The organism is Actinospica sp., assembly GCF_035552695.1.
Classification (GTDB): Bacteria; Actinomycetota; Actinomycetes; order Streptomycetales; family Catenulisporaceae; genus Actinospica.
Map to the genome: position 1 here is coordinate 1 of NZ_DASZKT010000038.1, position 17,840 is coordinate 17,840.

General features: G+C 70.3%; 13 protein-coding genes. 12 read left to right on the top strand and 1 reads right to left on the bottom strand.

Translation table 11 applies throughout. From position 1 onward, the window contains the following. Positions 1 to 38: 38 nt before the first annotated feature. Positions 39 to 1,505 (bottom strand): purine-cytosine permease family protein, encoded by a 1,467-nt coding sequence (locus VG296_RS06020; protein ID WP_414641060.1) that lies wholly within the window; start codon positions 1,503 to 1,505, stop codon positions 39 to 41. Between the two features lie 336 nt (positions 1,506 to 1,841). On the opposite strand from VG296_RS06020, the gene VG296_RS06025 reads away from it, so the two are divergent. From VG296_RS06025 to VG296_RS06080, 12 genes are read left to right on the top strand one after another with little or no spacing between them, the layout of a single operon-like run. Further along, the gene (locus tag VG296_RS06025) at positions 1,842 to 2,873 is read left to right on the top strand and encodes a 2,5-dihydroxypyridine 5,6-dioxygenase (protein WP_325563935.1); all 1,032 of its coding nucleotides are present in this window, start codon (positions 1,842 to 1,844) and stop codon (positions 2,871 to 2,873) included. Positions 2,874 to 2,903: 30 nt separating this feature from the next. Next, positions 2,904 to 4,175, top strand: coding sequence for an FAD-dependent oxidoreductase (locus VG296_RS06030; RefSeq protein ID WP_325563937.1), 1,272 nt, complete (start codon positions 2,904 to 2,906; stop codon positions 4,173 to 4,175). Between the two features lie 22 nt (positions 4,176 to 4,197). Next, positions 4,198 to 5,070: an FAD binding domain-containing protein gene (locus tag VG296_RS06035; RefSeq protein WP_325563939.1), complete on the top strand. Its 873-nt coding sequence runs from the start codon at positions 4,198 to 4,200 to the stop codon at positions 5,068 to 5,070. Next, the gene (locus VG296_RS06040) at positions 5,067 to 7,466 is read left to right on the top strand and encodes a xanthine dehydrogenase family protein molybdopterin-binding subunit (protein ID WP_325563941.1); all 2,400 of its coding nucleotides are present in this window, start codon (positions 5,067 to 5,069) and stop codon (positions 7,464 to 7,466) included. The genes VG296_RS06035 and VG296_RS06040 overlap by 4 nt, the downstream gene beginning before the upstream one ends. Further along, positions 7,463 to 8,008 carry a (2Fe-2S)-binding protein gene (locus tag VG296_RS06045; RefSeq protein ID WP_325563943.1) on the top strand — a complete coding sequence of 182 codons (546 nt, stop codon included), beginning with the start codon at positions 7,463 to 7,465 and terminating at the stop codon, positions 8,006 to 8,008. Before VG296_RS06040 ends, VG296_RS06045 begins: the two co-directional genes overlap by 4 nt. Next, complete coding sequence (locus VG296_RS06050; RefSeq protein WP_325563945.1) at positions 7,999 to 8,637, top strand: SRPBCC family protein; 639 nt, start codon at positions 7,999 to 8,001, stop codon at positions 8,635 to 8,637. Before VG296_RS06045 ends, VG296_RS06050 begins: the two co-directional genes overlap by 10 nt. Then, positions 8,634 to 10,154: an isochorismatase family protein gene (locus VG296_RS06055; protein ID WP_325563947.1), complete on the top strand. Its 1,521-nt coding sequence runs from the start codon at positions 8,634 to 8,636 to the stop codon at positions 10,152 to 10,154. Before VG296_RS06050 ends, VG296_RS06055 begins: the two co-directional genes overlap by 4 nt. Positions 10,155 to 10,162: 8 nt before the next feature. Next, positions 10,163 to 10,636: a MarR family winged helix-turn-helix transcriptional regulator gene (locus VG296_RS06060; protein ID WP_325563949.1), complete on the top strand. Its 474-nt coding sequence runs from the start codon at positions 10,163 to 10,165 to the stop codon at positions 10,634 to 10,636. Between the two features lie 15 nt (positions 10,637 to 10,651). Next, positions 10,652 to 11,410 carry an Asp/Glu racemase gene (locus VG296_RS06065; RefSeq protein WP_325563951.1) on the top strand — a complete coding sequence of 253 codons (759 nt, stop codon included), beginning with the start codon at positions 10,652 to 10,654 and terminating at the stop codon, positions 11,408 to 11,410. Between the two features lie 15 nt (positions 11,411 to 11,425). Beyond that, entirely contained in the window at positions 11,426 to 12,547 is a 1,122-nt protein-coding gene (locus VG296_RS06070; RefSeq protein ID WP_325563953.1) for an XdhC/CoxI family protein, read from the top strand. 55 nt (positions 12,548 to 12,602) lie between these two features. Next, complete coding sequence (locus VG296_RS06075) at positions 12,603 to 15,089, top strand: SpoIIE family protein phosphatase (protein ID WP_325563955.1); 2,487 nt, start codon at positions 12,603 to 12,605, stop codon at positions 15,087 to 15,089. Next, positions 15,086 to 17,794 carry a hypothetical protein gene (locus VG296_RS06080; protein WP_325563957.1) on the top strand — a complete coding sequence of 903 codons (2,709 nt, stop codon included), beginning with the start codon at positions 15,086 to 15,088 and terminating at the stop codon, positions 17,792 to 17,794. The genes VG296_RS06075 and VG296_RS06080 overlap by 4 nt, the downstream gene beginning before the upstream one ends. Positions 17,795 to 17,840: the final 46 nt, after the last annotated feature.

Sequence of the window (17,840 nt, forward strand, 5' to 3'; positions counted from 1 at the left end):
TGCACGGCGGCACGGCACTGCGCATCGCCAAGCACGCACTAGTGAGATAGCGACTGCTCCTGCTCGCGGATCCGGTTGCGGGACAAAGCGAGTGTGACCACAAAACCGAGTGCGAGTGCGGCAAGCACGCCGAGGTTGGCGTACGCCCAGGAGCCGGTCTTGCCGCCGAGCCCGAACGCGGAGAGCAGGTAGCCGTGCCAGTTGAGCCAGCCGGCGGAGGAGTTGGTCACCAGGCCCCAGCCGAGCACGGTGCCGATGACGGTTGTTGCGAGTGGCAGGATCCGGATATCGCCGTAGCGGCCTCGGGTGCTGAACAGATCGTGTTCGTCGTATCCGCGGCGGCGCAGGGCGAGGTCGGCGAGGATGACGCCGCACCAGGCGGAGATCGGCACGCCGAGGGTCGTCAAAAAGCCCTCGAACTGTCCGATGAAGCTGGTGCTGAAGAACACGATGTAGATCGCGCCCGCGGTCATCAGCACGCCGTCGATCCCGGCCGCCGCGTAGCGCGGAATCCGCACGCCCGCCGCCAGGAGGGACAGCCCCGAGGAGTAGATGTCCAGCACCGCTCCGCCGACCATGCCGAGAATCGCCACGATCGCGAACGGGACCAGGAACCAGGTCGGCAGGATCGTGGTCAGCGCGCCGATCGGATCGGCGGCGATGGACTTGTTCAGCGAGGTGGACGAGCCGGCGAGCAGCAGCCCGAACAGCAGCAGGACCAGCGGCGCCAGCGACCCGCCGAACGTCGTCCAACCCACGATCGATCGGTTCGAGGCCTTGCGCGGGAGGTAGCGGGAGTAGTCGGCGGCCGCGTTGACCCAGCCGAGGCCGAACCCGGTCATCATGAAGACCAGGGCCCCGATCAGCTCCTGGACGGTGCCCGAGGGGATCGCGCTGACCGTGTGCCAGTGGATGTGCCCCACCACGAGGACCATGTAAACGATCGTCAGCACGCCGGTGACGACCGTGATGATTGTCTGCAGGCGCATGATCATGTCGAAGCCCAGCACCCCGCCGGCGACGGTCAGCGCCCCGACCACGATCAGCGCGATGATCTCCGTGCTGGTCCCGCCGCCCCAGCCGAGCCGGCCGAACACCGTCGCGGTGGCCATCGTGGCCAGGGCGATCAGCACCGTCTCCCAGCCGACGTCAAGCACCCAGGAGATCACGGCCGGCATCCGGTTGCCGCGCACGCCGTACGCCGCGCGGCTGAGCACCATCGTCGGCGCCGAACCGCGCTTGCCGCCGACCCCGATGAAGCCGCACAGCAGGAACGAGAAGACGATCCCCACCACGCCGGCGATCAGCGCCTGCCAGAAGGAGATCCCGAATCCGAGGGCGAAGGAGCCGTAACTCAGGCCCAGGAGCCCCACGTTCGCGCCGAACCAGGGCCAGAACAGCGTGCGGGGAGAACCCTTCCGCTCGCTCTCGGCGATCACGTCGAGTCCGTGCGACTCCACCGCGAACGGCCGACTGTCAAGTCTTTCAACCGGGGCATCCACCATGATGGCCTACCTGTCTAGACGTGTATAGGGGAAATTACGCACTTCCGCTCAGATATGTCAAGAGGCTCCCTAGCATCGTCAAGCTGGTGCCTCTCAACTAGTCCGAGTGCGGATAATTAAGCACGCGCAACCCCATTGCGCAAGACCTCGCGCTTTCGAGGTTACGTGCATGATTCGAAGCGTGCAGATCAGAGACTTGCGGTGTCGGTCCTCGTCAGCGGCTGAGTGCAGAAGAAATCCCCCGTACCCCCTTGACGGATGTAGATAGTTGGTGCTCGGATTAATTAGCGATGGGCGCGCGCTCCGCGTCGCCGCCCCCACCTCTTGGAGCGAGACATGCTCGACCTCACCTCCGTCGATCTGCTCGACGCGTTCACCCGTGAGCTGAAGCTGTGCAAGCTCGAGCCCGACGAGCACGTGGTGGTCCTGTCCGAGCCGAGCAGCCGCGGCGACTACGTGGCGGCCGCCTTCGGCGCGGCCAAGGCCTGCGGTGCGCACGTGATCGCGGCGACCGTGCCCGGCGGCAATCCGTCGCCCTCGGACAGCACGCACACCGGCGCCGGGCCGGGCCTGACCGCGGTACTGAACGACACCGCCGCCCAGGGGCTGCTCAAGTCCGCCGACCTGGTCGTGGATCTCACGCGCGAGGGATTCATCCACGCACCGCTGCAACAGGAGATCCTGCGGACCGGAACCCGCATCCTGTTCGTCTGCGACGCCCCGGACGTCCTGATCCGCAACCTGCCCAAGGAGCAGGACAAGGCGGAGGTCCAGAAGGGTGTCGCGCTGCTGAAGAACGCGTCCGTGATGCGCGTGACCTCCGCGGCCGGCACCGACCTGACCGTCGAACTGCCTGGCTCCAAGCCGGAGTTCCAGGTGGGCTTCGCCGACGACCCGGGCCGCTGGGACCACTGGCCGAGCACGATGGTGCTGTGCTGGCCGCGGCTGTCCGACGGCCGGATCGTGCTGGCCGAGGGCGACATCCTGCTGCCGTTCAAGGAGTACGTGCGCCGGCCGGTCACCCTGGAGATCGCGGGCGGGACCATCGAGAAGGTCTCCGGGGGCGGCGAGGCCCAACTGTTGAGCATGTTCTTCGACGACGCGAACGATGAATGGGCGCGCAGCCTGTCGCACATGGGCTGGGGCCTGATGCGGACCGCCGACTGGTTCGCCACCGCGTTGTACGGCAAAGACGAGCTGATGGGCATGGACGCGCGCGCCTTCGCCGGGAACTTCCTGTGGTCCACCGGTCCGCACCCGGTGCTCGGCCGCGAGTCGTACGCGCACCTCGACATCGCCATGCGCGGCTGCACGGTCTCCGTGGACGGCCGGGACGTGGTCGCCGCCGGACGGCTCGTCGACTTCTGATACCGCTGCCGCACCCGCACTGGAGAACACATGCCATCCACCCAATCGTTCGAAGTGGTCGTCGTCGGAGGCGGACTCGGCGGCATGACCGCCGCGCTCTCGCTGCGGCAGCGGGGCCTGCGGGTCACCGTGCTGGAGCAGGCACCGCGATTCGGCGAGATCGGCGCGGGCATTCAGACGGCGCCCAACGCGAGCCGGATCCTGCTCGGTCTCGGACTGCGCAAACGGCTCGAGGCCATCCACACCGAGCCGCAGGACCAGGTGCGGCGCCGGTGGAAGGACGGCAGCATCGTCGGCCTGACCCGGCTCGGCGACTTCTGCACGCAGCACTACAACGCCCCCTACTGGCACTACCACCGGGCCGACCTGCACAACGTCCTCACCGACGCCTGCACCGACCCAGCCGGTCCCGGACCGGTCGTCGAACTGCGCACCGCGAGCCGCGTCGTGCGGCTCGACCTCGGCGACCCGCTCCGGCCCGCCGCCGTGACCGAGGACGGACAACGCTTCGAGGCCGACGTGGTGATTGGCGCGGACGGCATCCGCTCCCGAGTCCGCGACCTGATGGGCCTGCCCGACACCCTGCAGTTCTCCGGAGAGATGGCCTTCCGGGCGCTGATCCCCGGCGACCTCATCGCCGCGGACCCCGCGACCCGCTTCCTGATGGACCGTTTCCAGAGCACCATCTGGTACGGCCCCGACCGGCATCTGGTGCACTACATGATCCGCGGCGGCGAGTACCTCAACGTCGTCGGCTGCGTCCCGTGCACGGACGAGGCCGCCGCGGATTGGACCGTGCCCGCCACCGCGGACGACCTGGTCAAGGCATATCAGGGCTGGGACGACCGGGTGGCGGCGATGCTGTCCAAGGCGAAGGAGGACGTGCTGGCCTTCGCGCTCTACCACCGCCGGCGCGACCCGGTCTGGGTGGACGGCCGCGTCGCGCTGCTCGGTGATGCCTGCCACGCCATGCTGCCCTACCAGGCCCAGGGCGCCTCGCAGGCGATGGAGGATGCCGCGGTCCTGGCCGAGGAACTGGGCCGCGTCGGGGCCGGCGAGGTCGAGGCCGCGCTGCGCCGCTACGTGGACCGGAGGGCCAAGCACGCCGGCATGGTGCAGGACGCCTCCTTGCAGAACAAGACCTTCTACCACATGCCGGACGGCCCCGAGCAGGAGGCTCGCGACGACCTGCTCAGGCGCGGCTTCAACGGCGAGTCAGACGTCTCCTACGACTGGTTGTGGAGCGGAACGCCGCTCGACGACCCGGATCTGGGCGCCTACTCCTACAGCTTCGCCCGCTGACCGCGGCCAGGAAAGGAGAGAGATGAAGCCCGCAGCCTTCTGCTACCACCGGGCGCGCGACGTCGACGACGCCACGGCGCTGCTGGCCGAGCTGGGCGACGACGCCAAGGTCATCGCCGGCGGCCAGAGCCTGGTCGCGATGATGAACTTCCGGCTGGCCCGCCCCGGGCACCTGGTGGACATCGCCAGGCTGCGCGAACTCGACCACCTCGGCATCGACGCCGATGGCGGATTGCGCATCGGGGCGCTCACCACGCACCACACGGTGGAGACCGCCCCGTCGCGAAAGTTGGGGACGGGCTTCGACGTGATCCGCGACGCCATGGCGTGGATCGGCCACCTGCCGATCCGTACCCGCGGCACGGTCGGCGGCAGCATCGCGCACGGCGACACGACGGCCGAGTGGTGCCTGCTCGCCGTGCTGCTGGACGCCGAGTTCGTGGCCCAGAGCCCGCGCGGCCGCCGCCGCATCCCGGCAGACGGATTCTTCTTCGGCTACTACACCACCGCCCTGGAGCCGGACGAGATCCTCGTCGAGGTCGTCTTTCCGCGCCCGGCGCCGCACGCGGCGCTCACCGAGTTCGCCGAGCGGCGCGGGGATTTCGCGATCGTGTCCGCGGCCGTGGACCTGGACGTGGCCGTGGACCTGGACCTGCACGCCGAGGGATCGGCGGTCCGCGGCGGACGGGTGGCGCTCGGCGGGGTGGCCGCGATGCCGGTGCGGGTCCCGGAGGCGGAGGCGGTACTGGCCGACGGCGGTTCCTTCCGCGACTGCGCCGAGGCCGCGGCCGCCGCGGTGGACCCGCCGAGCGACGCGAACGGCAGCACCGCGTATCGAAAGCACCTCGTCCGCACCCTGGTCGAACGCGCCTGCAAGGAGGCGGTGGCCCGATGAACGCGGTCCCAGTGAACGCCGACCCGATGAAGCCCGTCCAGGACGACCGGATGGTCGGCAAATCGGTACGCCGCCGCGAGGATCCCCGGCTGCTGACCGGGCGCGGCCGTTTCGTCGACGACATCGAGCTACCCGGCATGCTGCACGCGCAGTTCGTCCGCAGCACGGTCGCGCACGGCCGGATCACCGCCATCGACCTCTCCGAAGTACGCCGCGTCCCCGGCGTGCTCGCGGCGTTCACCGCCGCCGACCTGGAGTTGGGCGATATCGTGGCGCAACTCGGTCGCCCGCTCAGCGAGTTCGTGCCCACCGCCATGCCGGTGCTCGCCCGCGAACGCGTCCGCTTCGTCGGCGAGGCCATCGCCGTCGTCGTCGCCCGAGACCCGTACGCCGCCGAGGACGGCCTGGAGGCGGCCAAGGTGACGTACGAGACGCTCCCTCCCATCACCAACGAGCAGCAAGCGCTTGCCACCGGCGCCGCGCTCGTGCACGAGGAGGCCGCGCACAACACACTGGTCGACGTCTCCCTGTTCGCCACCGAGGGCATCGACGAGATCTTCGATCAGGCCTCGTGCGTGGTCCGCGTGGAGGCGAGGACCGGCCGCCAGAACGCGCTCCCGCTGGAGACACGCGGCGCCGTCGCGCAATGGGACGACCGCGAGGAACAGCTCGTCCTGCACACCTGCACCCAGATCCCGCACCAGGTACGGACCGTGGCCGCGCGCTGCATGCGGCTCGACGAGCGCGCGGTGCGGGTCATCGTCCCTGACATGGGCGGCGGCTTCGGACTCAAGTGCGTGGTCGGACGCGAGGAGATCGCGGTGGCCGCGGCCGCGCTGCGACTTCGCAGGCCGGTCAAGTGGATCGAGGACCGCAAGGACGCCTTGTCAGCATCCTTCCTCGCGCGCGAACAGCACTACACCGCCCGCGCCGCTTTCAACGCCGACGGCCGGATCCTCGGCCTCGACGCGGACGTGGTCTGCGATATGGGCGCCTACTCCTGCTATCCGTTCACGGCGGGCATCGAGCCGCTGATGGCCTCCGCCGAGATGCCCGGTGTCTACAAGGTTCCGGCATATCGGGTGCGCGGCCGGGCGATCGCCACCAACAAGGCACCGACCGCGCCGTACCGGGGTGTGAGCCGCCCGCAGCAGGTGATGGTCGTCGAACGGCTCATGGAACGTGCGGCACGCGAGCTGGATCTGGATCCGGTCGAGATCCGGCGGCGCAACGTCATCACCGAGTTCCCGTACACTGGAATCAATAAGATGACATACGATCCCGGCTCGTACCTGGAATCGCTCAACCTGTGCGAGCGGAGCCTGCGGGATGCCGGCTGGTACGAGCGGCAGACCGCCGCCCTCGCCGAGGGGCGGCACATCGGGATCGGCTTCAGCTGCTTCAGCGAACGCACCGGCTACGGCTCGGGCGCCTTCGCCCAGCGGAAGATGAAGATCGTCCCCGGCTTCGACCTCGCCGAGGTCCGCATGGACACGAGCGGCGCGGTCACCGTCACCACCGGCACCATGAGCCACGGCCAGAGCCACGAGACGACCATGGCGCAGATCGTCGCCGACGCGCTCGGCGTGGACATCGCCAAGGTCAAACTCCACCAGGGCGACACGGACCGCATCACGTACGGCTGGGGCACCTTCGCCAGCCGCTCCATCGCGATCGGCGGCAGCGCCGTACGCCTGGCCGCGACCAAGCTCGGCGACAAGCTTCGCGCGATCGCCGCCGCCGAGTGGGGCATCTCGCCCGACGAGATCGAACTGGACCGGGGCCGGGTGCGCCGTCGCGACGTCGACGCCGTACTCACCCACGAGCACCTCGCCGATATCGCCTACCTCCAGTCGCACCTGCTGCCCAAGGACATCGACCCAGGTCTGTCCGCGAGCGCCGTGTTCGACGTCTCCAACGACGGCACGTTCTCCAACGCCACGCACGGGGTCGTCGTCGAACTGCACGAGGGCACCGGCCAGGTGGAGATCCTCGCGTACGTCTGCGTCGAGGACTGCGGCGTGGCGATCAACCCGCAAGTCGTGGAGGGCCAGTGCCGCGGGGGCATCGCGCAGGGCATCGCGGGCGCGCTGTTCGAGCAGGTCACCTATGACGCGCAGGGCGAGCCGTCGGCCACGAGCTTCATGGACTACAAGGTCCCCACGGCTCATGAGATCCCTGATATCAGCATCCATCATCTGGAGACTCCCTGCACGTTCACCGAGACCGGGGCCAAGGGCGCCGGTGAGGGCGGCACGATCGGGGCTCCCGCCGCGGTACTCAACGCCGTCAACGACGCGTTGCGCGCCACCGGCGTCGAGTTGGACAACACCCCGATCACACCGGAGACCGTCCACCGTGCGCTGACCCCATCCACACCGGAGCGGACACCATGAACGAGACCAGCGAACTGGACGACATCCAGCTCATCACCCTCGATGTCAACGGCACGTCGCACGAAGTGATCGTGCCGGCGCGCCACACTCTGGTGGACGTACTCCGCCACGATCTGCGGCTGACCGGCACGCACGTCGGTTGCGAGCACGGAATCTGCGGAGCCTGCACCGTGCTCGTCGACGGGCTGCCGGCCCGGGCCTGCCTGATGTTCGCCGCGCAGGCGGAGGGGGCGCGGATCACCACCGTCGAGTCCCTCGCCGACCCCGAGACCGGCGCACTCGGAGATCTGCAGCGGGCGTTCACCGAGCACCACGGACTGCAGTGCGGCTTCTGCACTCCCGGCTTCCTGATGCTCGCCGAGGGCTTTCTCGCGCAGCGGCCGGAGCCGACCCGCGAGGAGATCCGCGAGGTCGTCGCCGCGAACCTCTGCCGGTGCACCGGCTACCAGACCATCGTCGACGCGATCGAAGCCTGCGCGACCGCCCGGTGCGCGGATCGGGCCGAGCAGGCTCCGGGCGCGGAGGAGACACCATGCAACTGACCAACACCGTCCCCGTCAAGGCGGCGCCCGACGCGGTGTTCGCCCTGATCAGCGACGTCCAACGGGTCGCGTCCTGCATGCCGGGCGCGGCCCTCGAAGGCCGGGACGGCGACGCCTGGCGCGGCACCGTCAAGGTCAAGGTGGGGCCGATCACGGCCGCCTACGCGGGCGCCGTCCGCTTCCTGGAGGTCGACGCCGACAAGCGCGTCCTGCGCGTTCACGCCAGCGGCGCCGACACGCACGGCAGCGGCGACGCGGAGGCCGAGGTCTTCCTGGAGGTCGTCCCGGCCCCGGACGGCGCGCAGCTGAATCTCACCACTGATCTGGTGATCCGCGGCAAGATCGCGCAGTTCGGCAAGGGCGCCATCGCCACCGTCTCCGACCGGATCCTGCAGCAGTTCGCCCAGAACCTCGGGAATCTGCTGCTCTCCGGGGACGGCGCCGCTACTCCCCCGGCGACCGCGACCGCGGCTCCCACGGCACCCGCGGCAGTCGCGGCGGCCGCCGCGCCCGCCGAGTTGAACGGTCTTTCGCTGATCGCCGGTCCGCTGCTGAAGAAGTACGGCCCGGTGATCGCCGCCTTCGCGTTCGGGTTCGTCCCGGGCTGGCTGCTGGGCAGGCGTCGATGAGCGGATTGCACGGCGTCGCCACCGATCTCACCTACGAGCAGGCCGGATTCGGCGCACCGGTTCGCCGCGGCAGCCGGCCCGCGATCGTCGTGGTGGACCTGACGCGCGGTTTCACAGAAGACTCATATCCCTCGGGCGCCGACCTGACCGACGTCGTCGCCGCGACGACGCGCCTGATCGAGGCGGGTCGGTGCGCCGATGTGCCGGTGCCAGTGATCTTCACGGCCATCGCCTATACCGAAGCCGAAGCGACCGGCGACTCGGTCGCCTGGCTGCACAAGGCACCAGGGCTGCGCGCACTGCGCGAGGGCAGCGAAGCGGTGGACCTCGATCCCCGGCTGCCCTGGCAGCACGAACGCGACGTGCTGGTCGTGAAGAAGGGCGCGTCCGCGTTCTTCGGCACCCATCTCGCCGCCGTGCTGACCGGACTCGGCTGCGACACCGTCCTGGTGTGCGGCGCCACCACGAGCGGCTGCGTGCGGGCCACGGTCGTCGACGCCGTCCAGTCCGGCTTCTCAGCGCTCGTGCCGCGCGAGTGCGTGGGCGACCGGGCCGTCGGACCTGCCGACTCAGCTCTCTTCGACATCCAGGCCAAGTACGGCGACGTCATCAGCCTCGCCGACGCCGTCGGCTATGTCAGCTCGCTGTCTCAGCGTTCGATTTCGCGGGACGCGCTCGCCGACCTGGCCGACGCGCCGGCCGTCAGCCGATGGGTCCGCTCCGAGGACGTGCGGCTGCACGCGCTCGACTACGGGGGCGAACTTCCTCCGCTGGTCGTGCTGCCCGGCATCACCAGTCCCGCGATCACCATGGATTTCGTCGCCCGCGAACTGACCGACCTGGTCAGGCCGGTGGTGGTGGACGTACGCGGCCGAGGGCTGTCCGACGAGGGCGGAGCCTACGGGCTCGCGGAGTACGCATCCGACGTCGAGGCTCTGATCACCGGGTTGGGGCTCGATCGGCCGGTGCTGCTCGGCCACTCCATGGGCGCGCGGATCGCGGCCGTCGTCGCGGCGCGGGCCAAGGTGCCGCTGCGCGGGACCGTGCTGGGCGATCCGCCGATGAGCGGGCCGGGCCGGGCGCCGTACCCGACGAGCCTGGACGCCTTCCTGCGGCAACTGTCGGAGGCTCAGCGCGGCACGGACGCCGATGAGGTGGCCAAGTCCTGGCCCGCCTGGCCGCGACGCGAACAGGCGTTGCGGGCACGCTGGCTGTCCAGCTGTGCGCGGCAGGCGATCGTCGCCACGCATCACGGCTTCGAGCACGAGGACTTCTTCGACTGGTGGCCCTCGGTGCCGACGCCCGTCGCCCTGCTGTACGGCGCCGACAGCCCGGTGGTCACCGCCGCCGGAGCCGCGGAGGCCGCGGCGAGCAACCCCGCGGCCTCGCCGCACCGGATCCCGAGCGCCGGGCACATGATCTTCTGGGACGCCCCGTCCGCGGCCCTCGCGGCCCTGCGCGGGGCCCTGGAAGAGATCCTTTCCCCGTCCCGTCCGCACTCGCGGCAGCGTGCTTAAGTGTGACCATGCCCGATGAGACCTCTGCTTCCGCCCCCCAGGCCCCCGCCGCCCTGACCGCGGCCCCCGGCTACCAGGTGCGCCGCCTGTACCAGGCCTATCTCGCCGTATGGCTGCGCGAGGTGGACCCGGTGCTCACCGGGCCGCAGTTCGCCGTGCTGCAGACCGTGCAGGCGTATCCCGGCCGCGACCAGAGCTCCCTGGCATCGGCGGTGGCCCTGGACACCTCGACGATGGCGGACGTCGCCCGGCGCCTCGAGCGGCGGCGGCTGATCACCCGTCGCACCGCGGCCGACGACGGCCGCCGCAAACTGCTCTTCCTCACCGAGGAGGGCGAAAAGATCCTCACCGAGGCCGAGCACCGCACGCGGGCGCTGGACGAACTCCTGCTGGAGCCGTTCGGCCGCGCCGGCCGAGAGACCGCGCTGCACCTGCTCACGTCCCTGGCCGACCACTGGGCCGGACTCGCCTCGGGCTCATAACCCCCGGAGGAACACATGACGGATCATCACATCGGGCTGATCGTGCCGAGCTCCAACCTGACGATGGAGACGGAGCTGCCGCGGATGTTCAACGCCCGCGAGGCGGTCCTGCCCGGGGACCGTTTCGTGTTCCACAGCAGCAGAATGCGGATGAAGCACGTCACCCCCGAGGAACTGCGCGGGATGAACGCGCAGACCGAGCGGGCCGCGCTCGAGCTGGCCGACGCCCGCCCGGACGTCGTGGCCACCGCCTGTCTCGTCGCCATCATGGCGCAGGGACCGGGACACCACTGCGTCGCGGAGGCCGAGATCAGCTCGGCGCTGCGTGCCGAAGGCGCCGAGGTTCCCGTCGTCTCCAGCGCCGGCGCGCTGCTCGGCGGGATCGAGGCCCTCGGGGTCAAGCGGGTCGCGATCATCACGCCGTACATGAAGGAGCTGACCGCCCGGGTCGTCGACTACATCGAGGACACCGGCATCGAGGTGGTCGACGCGCTCAGCCTCGAAGTGCCCGACAACCTGGCGGTCGCCCGCCTGGACCCCGCCGATCTGCGCGAGCACTGGCGGCGCCTCGACCTGCGCCGCGCCGACGCCCTGGTGCTGTCGGCGTGCGTGCAGATGCCGTCTCTAGCGTCGATCCAGCAGGTGGAGGACGAATCGGGGCTGCCCGTGCTGTCGGCGGCCACATCCACCGCGTTCCGCATCCTCGCGGAACTCGGCCTGCCCCCGGTCGTGCCGCATGCCGGAAGCCTGCTCGGGTCGGCCGCGGCCGCGTGACGGGAGGAGGCATCCATGCGCGACGTGCTGGACCAACTGCTGCCCTGGTGGGCTGAGGGCAAGGCGTGCGCGCTGGCCACCGTCGTGGCCACCGATCACTCCGCTCCCCGCCGGCCGGGCGCGTCGATGCTGGTCGGGCCCGGCGGCGAGGCGGTCGGCAGCGTCTCGGGCGGCTGCGTCGAGGCCGCCGTGTACGACCGCGGCACCGCGGTGCTCGCCGGAGCCCGTCCGACGCTTGAGCGGTACGGGGTCTCCGACGACGCCTTCGCCGTCGGACTGACCTGCGGCGGCACCATCGACGTGTTCGTGGAGAAGGTGGACCCTGCGGCGTTCCCGCAGCTGGGAGAGGTGGCAGCATCGGTCCGGTCCGGACAGCCGGTCGCGGTGGCAACGGTGATCGCCGGGCCGCCGGAGCAGCTGGGCCGCCGGCTGGCTGTGTGGCCGGACCGGGTGGCGGGCGGCACCGGGTCGCACCGCTTGGACGCCGCCCTAGTCCAGGACGTCGGCGGGCTGCTGGACGTCGGGCGCAACGGCGTGCTGCATTTCGCACCGGACGGACGGTGCCGTGGCGAAGGCCTGGATGTTTTCGTCGAGTCTTTCGCCCCAAAACCCCGGATGATCGTGTTCGGCGCCATCGACTTCGCGGCGGCGATGGCCAGAATGGGCGCCTTCCTCGGCTACCGCGTCACCGTCTGCGACGCACGCCCGGTGTTCGCCACCGCACCGCGGCTTCCCGGCGCACACGAGGTCGTCGTGGAGTGGCCGCACCGCTACCTGAGCGCCGAGGTGGCGGCCGGACGGGTCGACGGCCGCACTGCCATCTGCGTGCTGACCCATGACCACAAGTTCGACATCCCGCTGCTGGAGGTGGCCCTGCGCCTGCCCGAAGTCGGCTACGTCGGTGCGATGGGATCACGGCGTACGCACGAGGAGCGCCGGGCCCGGCTGATGGAGGCCGGGCTGACCGAGACGGAACTGAAGCCGCTGTCCAGCCCGATCGGCCTGGACCTGGGCGCCCGGACCCCGGAGGAGACCGCCGTTTCCGTCGCCGCCGAGATCCTGGCCCTGAACCGGGGCGGCAGCGGAATCCGGCTGGCCGACCGGACGGGCCCGATCCACCTCGGCTCCGCGCCGTGAGTGGAGGACAATGGGAGCGTGGGGTGGGCCGCTTTCAGAAACGGAGAGGGCTGCCGTGCGGGCTCACGAGCGGCAAGACGCGGCCGAGCGGCGATTGCGCGCTGCTGACGCCGCGCCGCTGCTGCTCGATGCGCACGCGGCCGTGATCTCCTGGACCGCGGACGCGGAGCGCCTTTTGGGATATCCGGCTGCCGAGGCACTCGGCCGGGCCGCGGCGGAGTTGCTCCTCCCGCAGGACGCGGCCCGGGTCCCGGAGTTGGCGGACCGGTGTCGCACCGACGGCGGCTGGAGCGGGATGCTGACGGCCCGCCACCGCGACGGGCATCCGGTCGAGGTGGCGGTTCGGATCGTCTCCGTCGAGGACGGACGCGGCCCGACGTGGCTGGTGCTCCTGGAGGAGCGGGGCCGTGCCCGGGGATGGGACATGAGCCGGGGCGTGCTCGGGCGCATGGTGTCGCACTCCCCCGTGGGCATGGCGATCGTGGACACGGATCTGCGGTACGTGTGGTCGAACGCGGCCCTGGCCCGCTTCGGCGGCGGTCCGCCGCTCGAACGGCTCGGCAAGAGGCTCGCGGACGTCCAGCCGGGCCTAGACGCGGCGCAGCACGAAGTGGAGATGCGCCGCGTGCTGGAGACCGGTGTGCCCGTCATCGGGTTCGAGCAGGTGGGCCGCGTACGGTCGGCACCGCACCGCGAGACGGCGTTCGAGTTGACGTTCACCCGGCTCGAGGACGACCAGGGGCGCCCGATCGGCGTCTTCTACACGGTCGCGGACATCACCGAACGCCATCGCGCCCGGCAGCGGCTGGCGCTGCTCGACAAGGCCGGCCAGCGCATGGGCCGCACGCTCGACGTGATGCGGGCCGCGCAGGAGCTGGCCGACGTGGCGGTCCCCGGCCTCGCCGACTTCGTCACCGTGGACCTGCTCGAATCCGTGCCGAGCGGCATGGAGCCCGCACGCGGCGTCAGTGACCAGGAGCTGGTGCAGGTCCGCCGCGCCGGGCACCAGTCGGTGAACGAGGACGTCCCGGAAACCGCCGTCGAGATCGGCGCCGTGGCCTCGTACCTCGCCGGTTCGCCGCTGATCCGCTGCCTGGTCGGCGGCCGGTCCTGGCGGCGGGAACGGCTCGATCCGCTGGCCACGGAGTGGGTCGCCGATCCTCCCGGCGGGCGGCAGGCCACCTTCCGGGAACTCGGGCTGCACAGCGTGATGATCGTGCCGATCCAGGCTCGCGGCATCACCTTGGGCGTCACCACGTTCTTCCGCCGGACCCGGCAGGACCCGTTCGACGAGGACGACCTCAGCCTCGCGGAGGATCTGGTGGCCCGCGCGGCGGTCTGCCTCGACAACGCGCGCCGCTACACGCGGGAGCGCGGCGCGGCCCTCGTCCTGCAGCGCAATCTGCTCCCGCACCACCTGCCCGAACAGGAGGCCGTGGAGGTGGCCGCCTGCTATCGGCCGGCCGACGAACTGACCGGCCTCGGCGGCGACTGGTACGACGTCATCCCGCTGTCCAGCGCGCGGGTCGCGCTGGTCGTGGGCGAGGTGCCGGGCCACGGCATCGACGCCGCCGCGGCCATGGGGCGGCTGCGCGCCGCCGTGCGTACCCTCGCCGACCTGGACCTGCCGCCCGAGGAGGTGCTCGCCCACCTGGACGACCTGGTCGCCCAGGCCACGCGGGACGAGGAAGGGGAACCCGGTGCGCTGTGGAGCGGCGCCCAGCAGACCGTGGGCACCAACTGCGTGTACGTGGTCTACGATCCGGCGACCGGTCAGTGCGCCATGGCCAGCGCGGGACACCCGGTGCCCGCGCTCATCGCTCCCGACGGCGAGGTCAGCTTCGCCGAACTGCCCGTCGGACCGGTGCTCGGCGTGGGCGGACCGCCCTTCGAGTCCGTCGAGTTCACGGTTCCGGAGGGCACCACGTTCGCGCTGCACACCGATGGGCTCCTCGAGTTCGCGAGCACGGGGGACGGCCGAGCCGGCGATCCTGAGGCGGCCAGGGACCGATTGCGCCGAAGCCTGGAGCCGGCCGGTCTCCCGCAGCCGAGCGGCCCGTCCCTCGACCAGTGGTGCCGCACGGTGGTCGACAAGCTGGTTCCGGAACGCCCGTCCGACGACGCGGCCCTGCTGCTGGCCCGCACCCGGCGACTGAGCACCGAACAGTTCGCCACGTGGGACCTGCCGACCGACCCGGCCGTCGTCTCCGAGGCCCGCAAGAGGGCCACCGTTCAGCTCGCCGCCTGGGGGCTCGACGACCTCGCCTTCACCACCGAGCTCGTGGTCAGCGAGCTGGTCACCAACGCGATCCGGCACGCGATCGGCCCGGTCCGGCTGCGCCTGATCGTGGAGCGGGCACTGATCTGCGAGGTCTTCGACGGCGGCGCCACCGCTCCGCACCTGCGCCACCCGAAGACCACCGACGAGGGCGGCCGCGGCCTGTTCCTGATCTCCCAATTCACCCAGCGCTGGGGCACCCGCTACACACCGACCGGCAAGATCATCTGGGCCGAGCAGTCGCTGACGGAGCCCGCGCTGTGACATCCACCGTGGACGTCCCCGGTCCGTGGCACGCCCCCTGCTGCTACTGGTTCTGGCACTCGATCCCGGACCGGGCGCAGATCGAGGAGCAGGCCGGGCGCATCGCGCAAGCCGGCTACGGGTCCTTTCAGATCCAAGCCCGCAGGTCCTTTCCGATGCGGGAGTACCTCTCAGAGCCCTACTTCGCCGCCTATCGCCTCGCGGTCGAGACGGCGAAGCGGCACGGCCTGATCGTGGGCATCTACGACGAGTACAACTGGCAGTCCGGCAGCGCGGGCGGCCGGGTGGCGGCCGGCGGCGACCGGTTCCGCGAGCGCCACCTGTTCTGGGCCGTCGGAGCGGCGCCGGCGGGGAACCGTTGGCTCGAGTTGTGGATCGATGGAATCGAATCACCGACCGAGCACCTCGGCGACCCGGGGATGAGCTGGCACTACGAAGACGGCAAGGTGCGCTGGTCGGCGTGGGAGCTCGTGATCGCGGTCGCGAACGACGGCGAGCGCGCAATGGACATCTCGGGGCGCGCCCGGATCATCGCGTCTACGGATGACGGCGTCGTCGTGCGCGTAGACACCATGGACCTGCCGACCGGAACCGCTCTCACCGCGTTCGTCGCCGCCACCTGCAGCACCTCCCGCGTGATCAACTACCTGGATCCCGGGGCCGTACAAGAGTTCCTCGCGGTCGGATACGAGCCTTACGCCTCTCATCTGGCCGAGCATTTCGGCGAAACGATCCGCTACGTCTTCTTCGACCAGCCGCACGCGAACTTCTACACCTGGCAGCAGATGACCGGTCAGCTGCGGTCCAGCATCCCGATCTCCACCGAATGGTGGGACCGGCTTCGCCGCGTCGCGGGCGACGAGCTCCCCGCGATGATGCGCTCGTTGATCGCCGGTGATACCGAGGCGGCCGAACGGCTTCGAGCCGCGTTCTTCACACACCACGGAGAATGGACGCGCAGCAACGTCCTCGGCCAACTCCGCAACTGGACCGCCGATCACGGTCTGGAGCTCACCGGCCACGAGGTACTCGGGCACGTGGGTACGTGGGCGTTGGGCGGCGCCTTCGCCGACTGGGACCTGCGCGTGAACTTCGGACTGGACTACTTCGCAGTCGACGCCTACCGAGATCGCACCGCAGTCGATGCCGAGAGCGGCGGAGCGCAACTCGGCGCGAAGCTCGGCGACTCCGTAGCCCGCTGGAACGGCCGCTCCGGCACCATCCTCGAGCAGTACTACGGCGCCCCGCCAGGGCAAGAGCCGTTCTCCGGCCACTGGGGCCTGACACCTGCCGAGCTTCGCCGCAGCACCATCCGCAACCACCTTCTCGGGATGCGGCAACTGGTGTTCCACGGCTTCTACCAGACCGATGGAGCCGACAGTCCGGCTCAGGCGCTCGCGAACCCCCGCTACGACTTTCCCCCGGGCATCAACTACGAGCCCTGGTTCGACCGGTACCACCGATCCTTCGCGCACGAGACGGGACGGCTCTCGGCCTTCCTCGACGACGCGCAGCCCGCCGCCCACCACCCGGTAGCCGTGCTCTACCCGCTGGCCACGCTCCTGGCCGACGGACTGGACTCCGAGGCCGGACGGCACACCGGCCGGTGGTGCGAACGGCTCTTCCGCGCCGGGATCGGCTACGACGTGGTGCCGGAGGAGGCACTGGCGACCCTCGCGGGCAGATACCGCGCCCTGGTGCTGCCGGCCGCGCGCCGTTTCAGCACTCTGACCGCCGCCGCTGAGATCGCCGCCTTCGCTCGCTCCGGCGGCCTCGTCTACGCGACGGGCGAGAGCGCGGCCATCCCGGCGCCGGGCGTCGACGCCGACTTCGACTTCGACTTCGACTCGTCCGTGCCAGAACGGAGCCGGATCGCCGAGTGGGCCGCAGACCTCTGCGATAAGGACACGCCGGCGGCCAGGCCACTGCACCCGGATGACGACTGCTGCATCTGGATCGGCCGCACTGACGACGGCACTTGGCGGGTGGCCCTGTTCAACGACTCAATCGAGGAGGCAACCGACGAGGTCACCGTCGAACTCGCACTGCCCACGCCGTCCCATGTCAGGAGATGGGATATGGCGAGCGGCCGCAAGGAGGACCCCACCGAACCCGCCACACGACTGCGAATCTCTCTCGCGCGCGATGAGCTCTTCGCCGCTGAACTGCTCCCGGCCAACGCTGAGCAAGCCAGCCGACTCGACACACTCATCCTGCCGCCGAGCGCCGAGCCGACCGCATCCCGGCACGTCGTGCTCAGCGACAGCTGGTCCCTGGATACCGGCGCCGGCCCTCAGCCCGTGGACGTATCCACCGGCTGGGAACAGCAGGGGCTGGCGGACTTCGCGGGAACGTCCGTCTATCGCACCACGGTCATGCTGAATGAAGACGCCGACCATCCGGCACGCCTTGAGCTGCCCAGCGTGCACTGCACCGCGGCAGTGACCATCAACGGCACCGCCGTAGGCGAGCGCTACACGTCGCCGTTCACCTTCGACATCCCCAGCGGCCTGCTGCGTCCAGGACGCAACGATATCGAGATCGAAGTCTGCAACACCGCCGCGAACCGCTACTACGCAGCCGCCGCCTTCCATCGCGAACCGCAGCCCAGCGGACTGACCGCGGCCCCACGACTGACACTTCGTCTTCCACTCAGCCTTCGACGACAAGCCCCTTCGCTTCGAGAACCCGCGGTTGACCGATAGCGCTCGACATGCCAGAGTGATCAGTATGACCACCCCCGGCGAGCGC

Bases quoted from the DNA above. Each gene is read 5' to 3' on its own strand.
- VG296_RS06020 (WP_414641060.1), bottom strand. From the start codon at position 1,505: ATGGTGGATGCCCCGGTTGAAAGACTTGACAGTCGGCCGTTCGCGGTG.
- VG296_RS06025 (WP_325563935.1), top strand. From the start codon at position 1,842: ATGCTCGACCTCACCTCCGTCGATCTGCTCGACGCGTTCACCCGTGAG.
- VG296_RS06030 (WP_325563937.1), top strand. From the start codon at position 2,904: ATGCCATCCACCCAATCGTTCGAAGTGGTCGTCGTCGGAGGCGGACTC.
- VG296_RS06035 (WP_325563939.1), top strand. From the start codon at position 4,198: ATGAAGCCCGCAGCCTTCTGCTACCACCGGGCGCGCGACGTCGACGAC.
- VG296_RS06040 (WP_325563941.1), top strand. From the start codon at position 5,067: ATGAACGCGGTCCCAGTGAACGCCGACCCGATGAAGCCCGTCCAGGAC.
- VG296_RS06045 (WP_325563943.1), top strand. From the start codon at position 7,463: ATGAACGAGACCAGCGAACTGGACGACATCCAGCTCATCACCCTCGAT.
- VG296_RS06050 (WP_325563945.1), top strand. From the start codon at position 7,999: ATGCAACTGACCAACACCGTCCCCGTCAAGGCGGCGCCCGACGCGGTG.
- VG296_RS06055 (WP_325563947.1), top strand. From the start codon at position 8,634: ATGAGCGGATTGCACGGCGTCGCCACCGATCTCACCTACGAGCAGGCC.
- VG296_RS06060 (WP_325563949.1), top strand. From the start codon at position 10,163: ATGCCCGATGAGACCTCTGCTTCCGCCCCCCAGGCCCCCGCCGCCCTG.
- VG296_RS06065 (WP_325563951.1), top strand. From the start codon at position 10,652: ATGACGGATCATCACATCGGGCTGATCGTGCCGAGCTCCAACCTGACG.
- VG296_RS06070 (WP_325563953.1), top strand. From the start codon at position 11,426: ATGCGCGACGTGCTGGACCAACTGCTGCCCTGGTGGGCTGAGGGCAAG.